Below are 16193 nucleotides of genomic sequence, written 5' to 3' on the forward strand. Positions count from 1 at the left end.
ATTTTGAGTATTAGCCTCTTTGAGAAAGTAACTATAAATCAACTACTTAACAATAAAGAATACAGAAAGAATATTAATGACGATTATAACCAACTGAAAATGTTTAATTTATAACCGGACACTAGTGTTATTAAGTAAACTTTTTACAAGCTCGAGCTGATTCTGTAATTGTGGCACCTTGTTTCGGATTATCTTCTTCCTGCCATTTTTCAATTCGTAATGATTACCAATTACCATATCTGCCTTGGTTTCTATCATTTTACTAACAAGAAGTTTAAGAGCATCAGGTTCCAGAAAATCATCTGCATCTGCATTAAATATAACATCACCGGTTGATTTCTGAAGTCCTTCTTTTCTACTGAGGTAAGTTCCTGTATCATTCTGTCATCAATTTTTGCAAAGTCATTAAGAATATTCATGGTACCATCTACTGCCGTCATTTAAAACTATTATTTCCAGGTTTTTATAGGTTTGCTTGATAATGCTTTGAACGCATCTTTCAATCCATTTTTCTGCATTATAAGCAGGAATAATTACAGATACTTTCATAGGTAAATACTATTGTTTTTATTGGTCTCTTTCGCATATATCCGTGCGCTAGCGGGCGGGTTCATTAGAGTTTGTATTGGGTTTCCGTTATGCTCATTACATATGGTTATAATATTCTTTTAGCACACTCTTCCGTGGCAATCTGGAGTAGCATCCATATAAGCACCTTCCTGCTTAAGAGATATTATCCACATGATGTTTCATTTAAAACTAAGTTCAACTACAAAGAACATTCTTATAAAACTCAAACATTTCTTTTGCCACCACTTTGTTGTCATACTTTTCTTCCACCAACTTCCTTCCCCGTTGACCCATACAAATTAATTCTTCCCGGGATGTATAAATAGCTTGATGAAGCGCAGTTGAAAGATTTTCCACGCTTAGGTCAATCCACCATCCACAGTCGTAAGTCTCCAGCTCCTTCCAGGGAGTGCCTTTTGTGGTTATTACCGGCACTCCTGCTGCAAGTGCTTCGATTATAACGATACCAAAATTTTCGCTATAAGTAGGAAGAACAAATAAATTTGCCTTTTTATAGAGCTCCCACTTATCCTGGCCGTAAACCCCACCAAGAAATCTTATTTTATGATACACTTCTTTTGCAATAGATAGTTTTATAAGATTTTGAATATAATTCTGATCTCCCTCACCCGCGATTATTACATTGAATTTTTCGTTTTTAAGCTGACTTACAGCATCAATTAACAATTCAATCCCTTTTTTAGGGTGAATGCGGGAAAGGAAAAGAATATTTAAATATGGACTCTTTGACAAAGCTGATTCCTTCTTTTTTATTTCTGAAATATCCAGACCATTGGCAATAATTTTTGCTGGCTTTTTAAATCCCATGTTTCTTATATTAGAAAGCTCTGCTGAAGCTGTGGCATGTAAATAATCTACAGATTGTATAGCTTTTTTTTGATATAGCCCCAGGGCCAGTCTCTTCTTCAAAAAATTTCTTTTTAGAATGTATGGCTCCAGCATCCCGTGAGGAGATAAAAGAACCTTAATTTTTTGTTTAATACATACCTGCTGAAATAGCCAGTTTTGGGGATCCCATATTCCATTAATATGCACCATATCTGGATTCTCACTTTTTAAAATTTTTTCAAATTCTTTTTTAAGTGACCACCATCTTGACAAACCTAAATCCAGTTCATACACTTTAACCCCTTTTAATTCCAAAGGATTTGAAGTTCTGGATGTAACAACTACCAGATCTGTATATCTTATTAACTCTGCAGACAGTAGCTGAATATAGGTAGCAGTTCCACCGGAATTTTTGTCAATAGAACCAATAAAATGAAGAATTTTCATATCCAATTATTTCTAGATTTTTCCATCCAACCAAGTGCCAGCGACATTTATAATGTCAAACTGGGGTATTAGCTTTCCTGCAAATGATTTTGTAAAACACCCTTATATAAAGTTTCAATTCTATCCAGTGTGTTATTTGTATTGAATCTTGAGGAATATTTCAAACCTGCGCGTTTCAGTTCAGAAAGCTCCTTTTCAGAAAGATTTAAAACTATCTCAAGTTTCTCGGCTGCCAGATAAGCCCATTCTTCCTGGGATTGTTTTTCTTCAGGATACGATGGAATATAAGTACAACAATTTCCACCTACTTCTGTCATTGGAGCTTTGTTGGTAGTAATTACCGGGCAACCGCTAGCCAACGCTTCAGCTATAGGCCATCCAAAGCCCTCATTTAAGGAAGGAAACAAGAGAATACTTGCCGCCTGGTAACACATTTTTAAAATATTATCTGAGGCATTTTCAATGAAATGAATATCATCTGCGAAAGGAGAATCTTTCCATATTGTTTTCAGAGTATCATCGGGGGGAGCTCCTACCATGATTAAAGGCAGGTGTTTTTCAGTAACACGCCTCCAACTATTATAGATTTCCACCACTCCTTTCCTGTTTTTATAAAATTGGTTGCCTCCTACATGAAGAATGAAGCCATTTTTTAATCCTATACCCAACTCTCTACTTAATATCATTGGAATATTTTTATTATCTACCGGCTTAAATTCCTGGTTAAAACCGTTATAAACAACCTCGGATAAGGTGGGTTGACCATTCAAAAATTTATGCAAATCTTGTTGAGTATTATTAGATATTGAAATAAAATTTTTCCCTTGTCGATATCCCATTCTAATAAAATACTGGTATAGTTTTCCGGTGATTCCAACCTTATTGTTAGAAATTTGTCCCAGAGCCGATCTTTGAGCCATAAAATCATGACAATGTATTATATGGGGTCGATTACCAATAAGAGGGATCCAAAGTCCTAAAGCCTGATCAGCAAATACAAATAAGGTTTTAGGAGAATATGATTTTTTATTTCTTTTAAATTGAAGTGGAAATATCAGGTATTGATCCAGATATGCAAGCCATTTATCAATACTTTTTGGATGAGGTAAACGGCTAAAATAATTTTTTGATGTAATAATTCTCACCTTATGCTTTCTTTGCTTCATACCTGTAGCAAGCATCTTAGTGTAACGTCCTATACTCTGGAAATTGCGAATAGCCGGATGGGTAAAGATTACAATATTCATTAGTACATTATTATTTATTTCTTAGTGAAGCCAGAATCAATCCTCCTATTAAAACGCTAAATCCTAAAGTTGTAGGTTGCGCCCACTGCCCTTGCAGGATAATAAACATGCCAAAGCTCAAAAGCATCCATGGTAGTTTATTTCCTGTACTTAATACTTTCCAGGATTTTTTAAAAAACAGAATAATAAGACTTACCCTTAATGCAATAAATGTGAAACCCAGAATTACGCCCATTTCTCCAATTACCCGCCCCCATTCTGCTTCAGAGATTAAAAAGACACCATCTCCTCTTTTTCCGGTGAGAATCTTAGCGCCGGCATTTGTTCCCATTCCTAAGCCCATTCCCCAGAAAGGGAAAGACTCATCTTTAATTGCTCCATACATCCCCCCCAGGAATCTATCTACAACAACGCCCTCCATGCCTCCTTCGATTTCATTAGCTGTTGTTAAACGCTCAGTAAAAGCTTTATTAGCTGTTTTAAAGAAGGATATGTCCTTCATAGTAGATAGTAGTAAGCCTACAGCCACTATGGCAATAGTTAATCTGGGAAGCATTTTAATATTTCTTCCAGAAATTACAAGTAGGAAAATAATTGTAATTATAATCTGAAACAATACCGTCCTGCTAATACTTAATGGAATCGCAGCTAATAGCGCTATAGTAGAAATAAGTAAAAGAATACGGAAGCCTTTTCCGCCATATTTGGATACCCAAAAATAAAAAATATAAGCTGCAGCCAATCCATAAAAAAAGGCGAGTCCATTGGTAAATGAAAAAGTTCCCGGAACTCTAAAAAACCCGGCAGCACCACCAAAACCAGAACCTTCCAGATCTCCTCCAACTCCCCTGTTAATAAATGCACTTTGGGGACTAAAAAATTGAAAAGCAACCAGGAGTGTCATTCCAATATTCATCCAGAGTAAAACCTCTCCTAATTGTAAAACATCTTTTTTAGTAAAAACAGAACCTATTAAAAATATGATTGGAAATTGTATTAAGGTAATACGAATTCCAAAAATTGCGACCATTATATTACCGTGACCCAGGACCAAAGCAAGAGAAAATGCCAATATTGAAACCCCCCATATGATAAGCACGTAAACATTTGGCTTCCACACACCCTGCTGATAAGCTTTAAAAAGTAGCCATAGAGCCAATGGATCCCTAATAAGCAATAGAGGTTCCGACAAACCGGGTAATACCCATTTCCTTAAAGCTCCTTCGAAAATTAAAAGAAAAAAATAGATCCAGACCCCACGCTTTAATTTTTTTAAAACTTTTTCATCCAACATCCGGTTCTATTTTAGAATCTCATTTATAATTTCCACCATTTTCTTCCCATATAAAGAAAAGGGAGATTCTGCAGCTGTATCAATAGCTGCTTTTCCAACCTGAGGTACAATTTCAGGATAAGCTAAAATATGTTCTATTATTTTTACTAACTCTTGGGTATCCCCCGGTTCTATCAACCAACCGTTTTCACCATTTTTAATAAAATCGATCCCACAAGTTCTGGTTGTAGTAATTACCGGTGTGCCCTGGGACATTGCTTCTGCTATTACAAGTCCATATCCTTCAAATAAAGAAGGAAAGACAAAAACATCCTGGGTTCGCATTAAACTCAAAATTTGATCGTTTGGCAGGGAAGGTATCCAGTTGTGCTTTTTTAGTTCCTTTTCAAGAGGAATACATCCCTGGACTACTTTACGACCCACAATCGTTAACTCTATGCGATCGCCCAAATAATTCACCGCTTCAAAGAGATTGGCTATCCCTTTTGATTGAGATAAACCTCCTACAAATAATAATTTTAATTTCCGATTTGCTATATCTTCATATTTCCTATTCCTATAAACTTCTGGAAATCCATAGGGAACAATGTGAATTGGAGCCAACTGGCCCGGGAATAACTCCAGGGTTTTTTTCGTAAAGTTGCTGGCTACAAAAATTGCATCAGCCATGCTCAATTCTTTATCTTTTCTTTTAAGTTTAAAATCTGAATCCTTAAAAGATGTAAACGTCGTTGCCCATTCCGGGCGTTCTATTCTTTCCTTTTCCAGGAATTTGGTGTGTGCCCTCCAATATCCGGTAGGCAAATCATATAAACATATTATTCCATTGGATCTTGCCCTTTTAAAACTTTCAAATGCACCATCTTCATATGCATATACAGCGCTGTTATTCTTTAATTTTTTAGAAACACCTGAATCCAGATCAATATAAATCTTATCGATACAAAACATTCCTTTCTCATGCTTCAATGCGTTTTGATACCCTAATTTTTGGGAAGCCATTCTGCCCAACTCCAGAAAAGGTCTTGTACAGGTAAATGGTTTTAACTTTGAAGGAAAAGATCTTCTGCGAAATTCCTTTAAAGGACCATATTTCGATAGTAAATAGAGGAAAGTGTTTTGAAATACTGCAATACAGGTATAAAATTTTTCGAGAATCCCAGCTATTGCCAGGGCGTCTGCAACTTCCCGAACATTGACATTCCCTGTTGGATGTGAAATAATTACAGTCTTTTTTTTCATTTCTCAGAATAATTATCCAACTAACCAGGCCCTGTTTCCCGCTAAAAATTTGCAGGGATTGTATTTTAAAATGGCATCCCTCTTCTTAGAAAGCGGTTTCGCCGGATTACCAACCATAATTGAAAATGGTTCAACATTCCTACTAACAACAGCACCTGCACCAATCACTGCTCCTTTTCCAATAGAAACACCTGGTAAAATAATGGCATTTGTGGCTATCCAAACATAATCATCAATAAATATTGGCTTTTTAATAAGTCCCCAAACAGGATCATTGATGTTGTGTGAACCACTTAATAATTTTACCCCGTCATTAATGCACACATTTTTTCCTATTTTTATTTGATCGTGCAAAGCCAGTTCAACCCTTCCTAAAATTGAATTTGCTTCTATTACTAAATTACCTTTGTTCCCATCGGTTTTAATCACTCCAATTTCTGATGTTTCATCGATGACTGCCCCACTTCTTATCAATTTTGTCCTTCTGGAATTTCTTTCCACAACTTCCTGGAAAGTTAAAATTCTCTTGGCCCATGCCCTATAAAAATCAATACCCCAAACATGGAATTTAGCCCTATTCTTCCATAAATAACCAACAGATGCCATGCCTTAAACTTGTTTGGTTTTCAATCTATTAATAAAATTTTCAGCAATTACCTCTATATTATTTTCTGATTTGTATCTCTTACACTTTATGAATGATTCCATATCAAGAGTGGTTTTCCACTTAATTATAGCATCATTAGCTAAAACTTCAACCTTTATATCTCTGGGGTTCCATTTACGGGCTATACAAAAAACAATTAAATTATGTTCTAACATTGCTGCGGTAGAACCACTTTTTTCGCTTAAATAATAGGGCGTACTGGTAACTCCCCATTGACATTTGGATAATATCTTAGAAATTTCCTCAATCCCTAACCACCCATGTAACTGATAATCCACATTATTTTTGGTTAATGTTGCTACCCAATTCCCCTGCTCCGGCCCATTACTGCCAATGAAATGAAATTTGTATTTGTTGGCTTTTGGAACTTCATTAATAAATTTCTTTAATTTAGCTCCCGGATGAATTCCTCCAAAAACAGCTATATTAATAATCCCATTCCTTTTCTCTTCCGATTGAAATAAAATTGGAATATTACCAAACAAGGGTAAAAGATCCGATTTACACCCCATTTTATCCAGTTTTGACAGATAAAGCCGAGTATGAGTATTAATTATTTCTGGTACCAATATGTCAATGGTTTTTTTCACGATGTGTTTCTGTAAGCTGCCTAATAATTTAAGCTTAAATGAATCTTTATTATCCATACCAACCCATAATTCATGAAACATAATATGCCAACGCCTACCTTTACCAAGTTTATTCAGTTGACTTGCAAGTTTTATTGGCAATCCTTTTTTGTGAAAGGAAAATGGCACAAACTGTAAGCTTAACCACTCCGGATCCCATTCTTCTATATACCTTTTTACCTTAGATAAAATCTGGATCTGTTTATTTCCTAATCGAACTCTAATGACAGGTATAAGATTTTGCTCCAGTACTTCAAATGAATTTTTTGGTAGGAAATGGTCATTTAAGGATACTATACTAACCTTATGACCATTTTTTATTAATTCCATGGCCAATCTAAGAGTATAATCTCCCACTCCATCCCTGCCGGGTTCAAGACAACCGCATAGAAAGGTAATTTTCACGCCAATAATTATTTTTGCTGCCTGGATAGGTTTTTGAATGTAAATATTGCATAATCGAGGCTTTGGAAGTAACATTTCATTAACCAGAGAAATAGTGGCGAGGGTTTACGGATGGGTTTAATGGATTTATCCAGTAAGTTTTCTTCTATTCCATACCGCCGAAAATTTTCCCAATCAAAATTCCAAATATCATCCCACCAAAATCTATAGGTGCCATATTGATCTAATAGGTTTACTACCTCAAAATCATACCAGTAATATTTTGATGTTTTAACGGTGTGCATGTCTATTCCTTTCTCTTCCCATCCCTTAAACCACCTCATTTTGGAGTTTTCACGCCGGTCTCCTTCCCGACTAAAATCCAGATTTGAATTATAGACACGTCTTCTAAATCTTAATTTTTTTGTTTTTTTTATATTTTCCAAAACGCTATACATCCTCTGTTTTGAAGCCTGGGCATCTAAACGTACTAAAGCATAATGCAGAAATTTTATTTCATCTAAATATAATTTTTCAGCATTCTTAGGAGTAGGTATCCTAACACTGTGAATTACTGAAGGAAGGTGTGCAGCTCCATCATCCACATATCCTAAAGGCCACCCACCCCCATCATACCTAATTACACATTGAGTGTTTTTATAAAGAGTGGGTTTCTCGAAATAAAGGATAGTACCAGGTTTCGCCCTCATCATTCGCTTCCAATCCATTGTTTCCATAGCATTTGCCGCTAAAATCTCGTCGGCATCAATAGCTAAAAGAATATTTCCAGTTCCAAATAATTTTCTGGCAGTAGTTATCAGAAGCAACTGTCTGTCACTTTCGTTGTATTTCGAATTCTTATTATTGATTAAAATAACTTTGGGATACCTGGAATAGATCTCCAGAGAACCATCGGTAGAATTTTGATCCGCGATTATTATATGATCAGCAAAAATACTTGTAACCTGCAAAAATCTTTCTAAGATCCAGGCTTCATTTTTCACCGGAGTTAGAACGATTATTTTTTTATCTCTAATTGTTGACATTGCTTTCCTCCTTATTAGCTGGTTTATAAAAAAAACTCCTGTAAATACTACCTATTCGCTTTTTATACTCAAAACTGGTCTGCTCCCTGGTGATGAAATGATAAATTTTTCTATTGTTTCCCCTGAACATCCTGGATCTTTTATATTTAGTCTCCTCCCTTACTTTCGGCACGATTTCAAATAATAAATTCTTCCATTTTTCAGCAATTTTATTTGTTGAAAATTCCTGTGATCGCATAATACCATTATCAACCATATTTTGGTAAAGTTGTCTATCTGCAATGAGGAGATCAATGGCTTCAACAGCTTGTTTTAAAGTATTGACTTCCAAATAATCCAGATTGGATTTTCTTAACTCCTTAAATGGGTATTCCTCTCCTAAAATTGCCGGAACCTTTGCAAACCAACTATTCACTAATTTTGAAGCTGGTTTATCTGAACGTTTATATTTATCACCAAACTGGGGCCTTACGGCTAATGTCAAATCAGCTTCATAGTAATTTGCCCAATCGGTTAAAGTATGCTCTGTATTACAAATAAAATTTAAATTTCTTTTCTTTATTTCGTGATCCCATCTCTCTGAATAAAATATGCTGTCAAGGCTACCTTTCCCTCCTTTAAAAACGATATTTTTAATTTCCTGTTTTCTATTGGGATCCCTTTTTATAATACCAGGCTGAGGCCAATGAGGTATAAAAAAGCAGTCTTTATCATTTGCAAATAAACCATTCTGAACTATTTCAATATCTGTATAAAATGGCCTCCATTGAATTTCATCTGCTCTTATGGTAATAATATTCACCTGTTTGTTAATTTTTGAAAAATTAGCCTTTAAACTTCCCATTGATTCTTTATCTGATAATAAAACTACAGTCCCTTCCTCCGGCCAGCTTTCAGAAATATGAACGTTGAGATTTAACTCTTTTAATCTTAAATAGGTTTGTATGATCCAGGTTCTAAGTGTAAGGTGTTTCCAGGATGAAAAGAATTGATGATCTTCCAAATTCAGTTCTTCAATAGTGTAGTAGGTAGAAAAACGCGGGAAAAAAAATGTAACTTTTTCATTACTCATTCTAATAATATTTAAATTGTTTTACCTGGAATATTAAACCTTTTCATTAAAGAGAGGCTCTGAATCCACAAAATGTGTTTAATATTTAAGTCTAAAAACCGGAATATTCCAGTTCTTATTAATCTTACGATACTATTTTTGAATTAGGTAATTTTAAAATACTGCTAATTCCAAAAATCACGTAAAACAGAAATATCACAAAGGCAGAAAATAACTTGAACAATAAGATCCCGTTCAGGGTAGAAATGTCAAAAAGCACAATTCCCATGGAGATACTGGAAATTCCTACCAAAATGTTTATATAGGGATTAACGAGCCATCCCTTATTGGAATTTAAAACAAAGCAAATACCCACAATCAATTCCAAACAGCTAGCACCAAGGAACAATACAAGTTCTCTTTCAAGTCCCTCATAAGTGCTACCCAATATTTCTAAAGCTTGAGTTGAAAATATCCAGAATAAAAGAAGGATACCTATTGAGAGAAATATAAGTGCCAGAATGATCATCAAATACTTTTTTAAGAGTTGATTTTTTTTATTTTTCAGTTTGATAAAACGAGGTGTTATTACAGTATGAAAGACACTAGAAACAATTGTAAGAATCATAGCTAAACGACCTAATGCTCCAATTTCTGCGATTGTATTTGTTGCACCAAACACAGAAATTAGCCAAACGGTTATCTGTCCGGAAACACAGTAATAAATAGCTCCTGGCATCAGCTTTTTAACAAACCCAAGCATTTCCTTTTTCATTAAAGGATCTGGATCCTGAGCCCAGTTAATTCGTTTACCAGCTAATTTTTTCAGGCCTAAATTTCCTGCGAATTGGGCGATTCCACCAGCCAATATTGCCATAAAGGCCCACGGAAAAATAAAAACTGTGGCAAAAAGAAGAATCAGTCTCCCAACATTTACCTTGAGGTGATTCTTTTGTAGAGGAACAATCTCCTGATGAAAAAGAAGGGGTATTTCATAAATGGTGGCTGAAAGGGAACTGAGAAAAGCAGGAATTAATGAAAGAACCATTAATGTTGCAAGAAGCCAGGATGCATTGTGATGTCTAAGCAGGAAAAATAAAACAGGAATACCTACTATTAAACTTATTACAGCAAATTTCTTTCTAAGTTCGAGACCCGAAATTACCACACGACCTGCTTCTTTTTTTGTTTTCCATACCCTACCATATATGGCTGTCACTCCTGTAGCAATCCCTCCATCTGCCAAAACTACCATAGTACCAAGGATAGTGTTGCCTAATGTATAAAAAGCATACTCCTCTACCGGCAAGAGACGAATTATTAAGATCCCACTGATAAAACCAAGAGCTTGAATTAACAGCTGTGCTCCTGCAGTAATACTTATTAACTTACTCCATTGAATGATTTTGGAAAGAACAGGGTTCTCACGGTAAGTTTTCTTCTCTTCTTCATTAGTTTTTTTAAACCTTTCTGTAATTGAATTATTTTTAAACATGTCATTGAAGAATCCTTATAAATAACAGAAGATTATATAGTGATTTTTGAAACTAACACCTATAGGTCATCTAATTACAGAACGATTTATACTGGATTTATACCACCTGTATAATCTGTTTACCCCTTCATCAAGTTCTACCTCATACTTCCAACCTAAAGCTTTTAGTTTTGAAACATCGGTAAGTTTACGTGCTGTGCCTTCAGGTTTATCCGTGTTAAAGAAAAGTTCTCCCTTAAATTTTAAAATAATTTTTACTATTTCTGCCAGATGGGCAATAGTGATCTCTCTTCCCGTACCAATATTGATTTGAGTATTCCTGATTTCATCTTTTGTTTGATCCAGGGGAATTAAATCGGAAAAATTAACATTTTCCATTAAAAAAACACAGGCTTCGGCCATATCGTCACTCCACAAAAACTCTCTGATCTGCTTTCCGCTGCCCCAAATTTCTACTTCAACCTGATAAAAATACTCTTCATTATTGGACAAGGCTTTTATTCCGTATTTTCTTAAAACCTCAAGCATTTCACTTCTTCCCTGGCTACCATCAATGCCTTCTATGGGTCTTCTGTTAAAATCATCGGAAATTGTTTCCCAATCATTTTCTTCCAAAGCCTTTCCTAAATGAATTTTTCTGATCAAAGCAGGCAAAACGTGTGAAGTTTCTAAATCAAAATTATCTCCCGGGCCATAAAGATTGGTAGGCATCACAGAGATAAAATTGGTCCCGTATTGTAAATTATAACTTTCACACATTTTTATACCCGCAATTTTGGCTATAGCATAAGGCTCGTTGGTGTATTCCAGGATGTCTGTTAAAAGATATTCCTCTTTTATTGGCTGAGGACTATCCCTGGGATAAATGCAGGTACTACCCAGAAACAATAGCTTTTTGATTCCATGACGGAAAGCCTGGTGAATAACATTGCTCTGAATCATTAAATTTTCATAAATAAACTCTGCACGATAAGTGTTATTGGCTACAATCCCTCCAACTTTAGCTGCTGCAAGAAAGACAAATTCGGGCTTCTCAGACTCAAAGAATTCCTCCACTGCATGGCAATCTATTAGATCCAGCTCTTTATGAGTTCTTGTAATGAGCCGGGAGTAACCTTTTTTCTTTAGGTTCGAATAAATTGCAGATCCTACCAATCCCTGATGTCCTGCTACATATATTTTGGCATTTTTTTTCATCTATTCACTAAATTTCTCAATAATTTCTACTCGTAATAATTCATCACAGGAAAACCAACCTCCCTTAAGTATTGTTCTTTCTTCATTAACATGAGATCGCTTTCTACCATTTCTTTTATAAGGTCCTGTAATTCAAATTCCGGCACCCAGCCTAATTTATTTTTTGCTTTTGAAGCATCCCCAATAAGCAATTGCACCTCGGTAGGCCTAAAATACCTGGGGTCTACAGCAAGAATTTCGGTTCCTGATACTATTTGAAAATCTGGATTTTTACAGTAAGCTACATAGCCTTTTTCGTTTATACCAATCCCTTTAAATGCCACTTCTATTCCTACTTCAGCAAAGGCCATTCTTACAAATTCTCGAACACTGGTGGTCTTTCCGGTAGCTATCACCCAATCTTCGGGCTCATCGGCCTGTAAGATCATCCACATCATTCTCACATAATCTTTAGCGTGGCCCCAATCCCGTTGTGCATCTAAATTTCCAAGAAAAATTTTATCCTGCAGACCTAAAGCAATTCTGGCAACGGCACGGGTTATTTTACGGGTAACAAAGGTTTCGCCCCTAATAGGGGATTCATGATTAAATAAGATCCCATTACACGCAAACATATTATAGGCTTCCCGATAATTTACCGTCATCCAATAGGCATATAATTTAGCAACCGCATAGGGGCTACGCGGATAAAAAGGTGTGGTTTCAGACTGCGGAACTTCCTGTACTTTTCCATATAGTTCTGATGTTGAAGCCTGGTAAATTCGCGTCTTCTTTTCCAAACCTAACAACCTAACGGCGTCGAGTATTCTAAGGGTTCCTATCCCATCGGTATTAGCTGTATATTCCGGAATTTCAAAAGAAACCTTTACGTGGCTCATTGCCGCTAGATTATAGATTTCATCTGGTTGAATCAACTGAATAAGGCTTATCAAATTGGTGCTATCGGTCATATCGCCATAGTGCAGGATAAAATTGCGATGAGTTTCATGAGGATCCTGATATAAATGATCTATTCTATCAGTATTAAACTGAGATGCCCTTCTTTTGATACCATGTACCAAATATCCCTTATTAAGCAAAAATTCACTTAAATATGCCCCGTCCTGGCCGGTAATCCCGGTGATTAAAGCTTTCTTCATTGGTCTTATTTTAAACTGTGATTATGATACCCCAGCTATATTTTAAGCTGAAGTATTTGGTTTAAACATGGCTTCGCCGCCGTAACTCACATTAATGGAATTACTTAATATTTATAAAGTTTGACTGGGGGATTTAAATAATATAGAAGAGGGGACTTCAAGATTCTTATTTTAAATATTTCAAATAATAATGGCATTACGAAATCAACATTTGGGGATTTTTCGCTTAAGGATTTAATTATAATAGAAATAAGGTGGGGGGGAGATAATTAGACGGTAGAGGCATCTAATCTTTAAGTAAAACTACAGATAAAAGTTTTACTTAAAATTGATTTTCGATATAATACCAAATATTTTGTTAACGTGCATACTTATAAATAGCTGATTTTGTGCCTGTTATTTAATATTATTGTAATTACCTATAAGGGAAATCCTTCTATTTTAATCTGAAAAATGAATATATCTTGAAGAAATAAGAAGGCATCTTAATCATGAAAGGCTGTCTTTTTAAATCTAAAAGTTCTGGATTAACATATAGAAGTAGAGAAATTTCCTACAGTACCAATCTGGGGGAGATTCAAAAACTTCGGGGCAAGCTTACGAGGAATTGATTGGGAAATACTTTAAAAAAATTCGAGGCAATCCCGCCTGAATGATTCGGGCAGGCCACGGGGAACCTGCTCGAAATAAATTCCATTCAGACGGGTTAAACCCTCAACGAGGGATTAATTCAACTCAAAATTTTGTTTAGGGTGACGAAGTAAATGTTCCAGGCCAAGAAGACGCAATACAAAAATACCTATAAGAATGGTGAGGGCTATTTTAAAATAATATAACAGAGAAGTAAGTCCGGTGCTGGATTTATAATGAGCCATTAGCTGCTCTCCAACTTCTGGCTGAATACTGGCGATGTTATGAAGATCGAGATTTAAGATTTTGAAATAATCGTCTGCATTTTTATTAATTAGATAGATCGCAGGGCTTAGATCTTTTTCTTTTAAATTCTTAAAAATGGTTTTTTCTAAAATCAAATATTCTTCATAATGTTTTTTAAAATCCTCAAAATAAACCTCTTCCCGGGCTACTAAATAAGTTTGCCCATAATCTTTAAGCACCTGATCGATTTGGGAATTGTAGGCTTTAATTTCCTCTAAATTTACATCGGCTACCAAATTACCATCGTCCTTTATATCTTCAAATAACATCCTTTTTTCGTGCAACAACTCCGAGAGCTTATAAATTTGTGATGCAGGTAACAATCTATCCTGGTAAAGAGAAGAAAAATCTTTATCTATACTTTTTAAACTCCTTCTTTCTATTAATTCTGTAATTAGCAAAAGCGCAAAAAAAGCGCTCAGTATTAAAATAAGGCGTTTACGTTTTTCAGGCTTTATGGAATAAAGATCTTTCATTTCAGTAAGATTTAACCAGGTAAATACATCTATCAATTTAATGATTTTAAGCCACTTATTTTAATAATTTCGCAAATAAAAAAACCTTAATTGAAAAATCATCAACTAAGGCTCTTTAATTTTCTTAAAATAATTTTCTGCTAGAAATAGCAACCTCTTCCTCTCCTGCGTCCTGTATTAGATTCACTGTCGCCTATTTTAAAGCTAAGGCTGACTAAGACCTGGTGAAGTCTCATATCATTAAAAGGAGCTCTGTTTATACCGTATTGGCCGTTAACAATATCTAAAGTAGGGTCAGTTTCTTCAGAAGCCAGGGAACGATCATATCTTATACCCAGTTCGAATCTACCTATTCTTGCTTTAACCCCGGCCTGAGCTGCCAAAGGTGTATTTTGAACTACGATAGTCTTGGTTTGAGGTTCTGTTCCCTCTAAACTCGCATTAAGAATATTTTGATAGGCAGGACCGGCATAAACATCTATGGGTCCCCAGACATTATATCCAAAAAGTAAAGGGATACTCAATTTTTCTACTGCATAAATTGAGGCTTCACGAGGAAAAGCGAATTCTGTTTCGATAGAATTATACATTACTTCTGGCCTTACAAAGAATTTCCCAAAACGAAGTTCAAAAAATGCACCGGCGTGAAAACCAATTTTAGATTCGGCCTCCACAGTTCCATCAAAGAAACCTGCTCCTGAACTTTCCCCGGTAATTGTCCCGGCAGTAGTCGCATAATTAGCTCCTCCTTTTACTCCGAAACTGTATTCCTGGGCCTGAGTGATAGACACGCAGAAAATGCTTATAAAAATTAGTAGAAAATATCTGTTCATAAAAATAGATTTAGTAGGTCTGTTCTTTGCGGGTAAATATATCAATAATCTAAAATAATCATAGAGTTCCCGGTTTCTTTTTAACGCATAAATATTTAATTGCGTATATAAGTTCCTGGTAATTTTGAGTTTCATAATATTCCGCATAAAAAAAGCGCCCTTTTTAGGACGCTTTGCAACTAAACAAATTAAACACTCAAATTAGGAAATGTCTATCATTCTTTTAGCCTGCACTTTAGCTTCTTCCCGCTTTGGAAGTAGAATTTCCAAAACTCCGTCATTATAAGCAGCAGAGATCTTTTCGCTATCTACAGAATCGGGCAAACTAAAAGCTCTTTTAAAGTTGCTGTAGCTATATTCTTTCCTGGTGTATCTTCCATTTTTCTCTGTAGTTTCTTTTTCTTTTTTGTCTTCAGAAGAAATGGTTAATACATCGTTATCCAGCTCAATGTTGAACATATCTTTCGCCATTCCCGGTGCGGCAACTTCAACACTAAAATTATCCTCGGTTTCCTGAATGTTGACCGCCGGAATACTGGTTCCAATGCTGTTTACATTTGTAGTTCCCCCTAACCAATCGGTTTTAAACATATCGTCGAAAACCGAAGGCAGCCAATTGGCTTCGTTTCTTTTAATTAAACTCATGACTTTTATTTTTTAAGGTTATACTTTATTGTTTTCTGAAAAAATA

General features: G+C 35.4%; 14 protein-coding genes and 1 pseudogene. All 15 read right to left on the reverse strand.

Features of this window, described 5'->3' with window-relative positions; all coding sequences use genetic code 11:
• Positions 1–108: 108 nt before the first annotated feature.
• The 15 genes and pseudogenes from LB467_RS16485 to LB467_RS16555 all read right to left on the reverse strand — a co-directional run bounded on the left by LB467_RS16485 (position 109) and on the right by LB467_RS16555 (position 16147).
• Positions 109–549: pseudogene (locus tag LB467_RS16485) on the reverse strand (glycosyltransferase family 2 protein).
• A gap of 216 nt (positions 550–765) precedes the next feature.
• Entirely contained in the window at positions 766–1866 is a 1101-nt protein-coding gene (locus LB467_RS16490; protein ID WP_224475151.1) for a glycosyltransferase, read from the reverse strand.
• Positions 1867–1934: 68 nt separating this feature from the next.
• Positions 1935–3113 carry a glycosyltransferase gene (locus LB467_RS16495; RefSeq protein ID WP_224475152.1) on the reverse strand — a complete coding sequence of 393 codons (1179 nt, stop codon included), beginning with the start codon at positions 3111–3113 and terminating at the stop codon, positions 1935–1937.
• A 10-nt stretch (positions 3114–3123) separates the two neighbouring features.
• Positions 3124–4407: a hypothetical protein gene (locus tag LB467_RS16500; RefSeq protein WP_224475153.1), complete on the reverse strand. Its 1284-nt coding sequence runs from the start codon at positions 4405–4407 to the stop codon at positions 3124–3126.
• Between the two features lie 6 nt (positions 4408–4413).
• On the reverse strand, positions 4414–5649 hold the full coding sequence (locus tag LB467_RS16505) for a glycosyltransferase family 4 protein (RefSeq protein ID WP_224475154.1): 1236 nt from the start codon (positions 5647–5649) through the stop codon (positions 4414–4416).
• A gap of 12 nt (positions 5650–5661) precedes the next feature.
• Positions 5662–6255, reverse strand: coding sequence for an acyltransferase (locus LB467_RS16510; RefSeq protein ID WP_224475155.1), 594 nt, complete (start codon positions 6253–6255; stop codon positions 5662–5664).
• A gap of 3 nt (positions 6256–6258) precedes the next feature.
• Complete coding sequence (locus tag LB467_RS16515; RefSeq protein ID WP_224475156.1) at positions 6259–7425, reverse strand: glycosyltransferase family protein; 1167 nt, start codon at positions 7423–7425, stop codon at positions 6259–6261.
• On the reverse strand, positions 7359–8375 hold the full coding sequence (locus LB467_RS16520) for a glycosyltransferase family 2 protein (RefSeq protein WP_224475157.1): 1017 nt from the start codon (positions 8373–8375) through the stop codon (positions 7359–7361). The genes LB467_RS16515 and LB467_RS16520 overlap by 67 nt, the downstream gene beginning before the upstream one ends.
• On the reverse strand, positions 8362–9447 hold the full coding sequence (locus LB467_RS16525) for a hypothetical protein (protein WP_224475158.1): 1086 nt from the start codon (positions 9445–9447) through the stop codon (positions 8362–8364). Before LB467_RS16525 ends, LB467_RS16520 begins: the two co-directional genes overlap by 14 nt.
• A 124-nt stretch (positions 9448–9571) precedes the next feature.
• Positions 9572–10921 (reverse strand): lipopolysaccharide biosynthesis protein, encoded by a 1350-nt coding sequence (locus LB467_RS16530; RefSeq protein ID WP_224475159.1) that lies wholly within the window; start codon positions 10919–10921, stop codon positions 9572–9574.
• A 66-nt stretch (positions 10922–10987) separates the two neighbouring features.
• A complete protein-coding gene (locus tag LB467_RS16535; RefSeq protein ID WP_224475160.1) occupies positions 10988–12118 on the reverse strand; it encodes a GDP-L-fucose synthase family protein in 1131 nt (376 codons plus the stop codon).
• A 26-nt stretch (positions 12119–12144) separates the two neighbouring features.
• Positions 12145–13257 carry a GDP-mannose 4,6-dehydratase gene (gene gmd, locus LB467_RS16540; RefSeq protein ID WP_224475161.1) on the reverse strand — a complete coding sequence of 371 codons (1113 nt, stop codon included), beginning with the start codon at positions 13255–13257 and terminating at the stop codon, positions 12145–12147.
• A gap of 725 nt (positions 13258–13982) precedes the next feature.
• A complete protein-coding gene (locus LB467_RS16545; protein WP_224475162.1) occupies positions 13983–14705 on the reverse strand; it encodes an MCP four helix bundle domain-containing protein in 723 nt (240 codons plus the stop codon).
• A 104-nt stretch (positions 14706–14809) separates the two neighbouring features.
• Positions 14810–15502 carry an outer membrane beta-barrel protein gene (locus LB467_RS16550; RefSeq protein ID WP_224475163.1) on the reverse strand — a complete coding sequence of 231 codons (693 nt, stop codon included), beginning with the start codon at positions 15500–15502 and terminating at the stop codon, positions 14810–14812.
• Positions 15503–15703: 201 nt separating this feature from the next.
• Entirely contained in the window at positions 15704–16147 is a 444-nt protein-coding gene (locus LB467_RS16555) for an Hsp20/alpha crystallin family protein (protein WP_224475164.1), read from the reverse strand.
• Between the last annotated feature and the right edge of the window lie 46 nt (positions 16148–16193).

It is taken from the genome of Salegentibacter tibetensis (assembly GCF_020164485.1).
Classification (GTDB): Bacteria; Bacteroidota; Bacteroidia; order Flavobacteriales; family Flavobacteriaceae; genus Salegentibacter; species Salegentibacter tibetensis.

What these genes read in the sequence shown, in the direction of transcription:
- LB467_RS16490 (WP_224475151.1), bottom strand. Translation starts at nt 1,866, where the DNA reads ATGAAAATTCTTCATTTTATTGGTTCTATTGACAAAAATTCCGGTGGA.
- LB467_RS16495 (WP_224475152.1), bottom strand. Translation starts at nt 3,113, where the DNA reads ATGAATATTGTAATCTTTACCCATCCGGCTATTCGCAATTTCCAGAGT.
- LB467_RS16500 (WP_224475153.1), bottom strand. Translation starts at nt 4,407, where the DNA reads ATGTTGGATGAAAAAGTTTTAAAAAAATTAAAGCGTGGGGTCTGGATC.
- LB467_RS16505 (WP_224475154.1), bottom strand. Translation starts at nt 5,649, where the DNA reads ATGAAAAAAAAGACTGTAATTATTTCACATCCAACAGGGAATGTCAAT.
- LB467_RS16510 (WP_224475155.1), bottom strand. Translation starts at nt 6,255, where the DNA reads ATGGCATCTGTTGGTTATTTATGGAAGAATAGGGCTAAATTCCATGTT.
- LB467_RS16515 (WP_224475156.1), bottom strand. Translation starts at nt 7,425, where the DNA reads ATGTTACTTCCAAAGCCTCGATTATGCAATATTTACATTCAAAAACCT.
- LB467_RS16520 (WP_224475157.1), bottom strand. Translation starts at nt 8,375, where the DNA reads ATGTCAACAATTAGAGATAAAAAAATAATCGTTCTAACTCCGGTGAAA.
- LB467_RS16525 (WP_224475158.1), bottom strand. Translation starts at nt 9,447, where the DNA reads ATGAGTAATGAAAAAGTTACATTTTTTTTCCCGCGTTTTTCTACCTAC.
- LB467_RS16530 (WP_224475159.1), bottom strand. Translation starts at nt 10,921, where the DNA reads ATGTTTAAAAATAATTCAATTACAGAAAGGTTTAAAAAAACTAATGAA.
- LB467_RS16535 (WP_224475160.1), bottom strand. Translation starts at nt 12,118, where the DNA reads ATGAAAAAAAATGCCAAAATATATGTAGCAGGACATCAGGGATTGGTA.
- gmd (WP_224475161.1), bottom strand. Translation starts at nt 13,257, where the DNA reads ATGAAGAAAGCTTTAATCACCGGGATTACCGGCCAGGACGGGGCATAT.
- LB467_RS16550 (WP_224475163.1), bottom strand. Translation starts at nt 15,502, where the DNA reads ATGAACAGATATTTTCTACTAATTTTTATAAGCATTTTCTGCGTGTCT.
- LB467_RS16555 (WP_224475164.1), bottom strand. Translation starts at nt 16,147, where the DNA reads ATGAGTTTAATTAAAAGAAACGAAGCCAATTGGCTGCCTTCGGTTTTC.